Source organism: Gordonia cholesterolivorans, from assembly GCF_039531975.1.
In the GTDB taxonomy this organism is placed as follows: Bacteria; Actinomycetota; Actinomycetes; order Mycobacteriales; family Mycobacteriaceae; genus Gordonia; species Gordonia sihwensis.
Genome location: NZ_BAAARB010000061.1, coordinates 1 through 1008, shown reverse-complemented (window position 1 = coordinate 1008; position 1008 = coordinate 1). Strand labels below are relative to the sequence as shown.

The following is a 1008-nucleotide window of genomic DNA, read 5'->3' as shown; positions in this document are numbered from 1 at the left end:
ACCAGAAAGGTGCTCCTTGCCCTGCTTGTGATTGTCGTTTCGCAACAACAATTATTGCAGCTCAGAGCACCTTTCTTCATGAAAACGGCAGGTCAGGCGAATTCAGCGATGAAAGCCCGAGGCTAGACGCCCTCCGCGCCGGTGATGAACCAGACATTGAGAAGCAGGCGAGCGAGCTCGCCCCAGCCACCTGGATTGAGGAGTTCGGCGAGCACGGCCTTGGTGGAGACATCCGGGCGGCATTCGAGCGAGTTCAGGCGTGGATTGCCAAGGCCGATCCTACCGAGGAAGTCGCCCAGATTCTCTATGACCGCTCGCCGGACATCCTGTCATTCTCCGAGGGTGACCGGCTGCTGGCGTCTAACTATGAACTGACAGCAGAAAGCGTTGGCGACCCACCGGCGGCACTGCGCAACATCTCCACAATGGCCGAGCTCTCACTCGAAGAGCTATGGAAGACGATCAATAACGGAGACGAAGGCGCTCGCGAGACCCTGATTGAAGAGGCAAACCAGACTCTCGTGACTAAGTTCACGCAGGTCTGGAACCAGTCGAAGATCTCCGCCCACCTCAAGATCAACGGGGTGAGCCTGGAGATCCGTATCAAGCAGGATGGCCGCACAATAACGCAGTTCCACGAGCGCAGCGCGGGTGTTCAGATGTTCGTGGCGCTGGTCGCGTTCCTTACCGTCAAAGGCCAGACTGCGCCGCCGATTCTCCTGATCGACGAGGCTGAGACCCACCTGCACATCGATGCGCAGGCCGATCTCGTGAACGAATTTATGACACAGACTCGGGCAGCAAAGATTGTCTACACGACCCACTCGCCGGCCTGCTTGCCGCCCGACCTTGGAACAAATATCCGCGCCGTTGTTCCCGATCCTAACCTCGAAATTTCATCGGGGTGACGTCCTGGCCTGTGCGGTTTCGGATTGATGGTTGTGAGCTGATTGTGCCTGTCGGGTACGACAAGGCCGCCGATCGTCGGATACGTCCGGGTTCCACATC

Annotated in this window: 1 protein-coding gene; it reads left to right on the top strand. The window is 58.0% G+C overall.

The genetic code is table 11. The annotated features are described in order from the left end of the window. The coding region (locus ABFX36_RS18890; protein WP_346077818.1) for an AAA family ATPase at nucleotides 1-908 on the top strand (908 nt) is incomplete at its 5' end. Nucleotides 909-1008 lie beyond the last annotated feature (100 nt).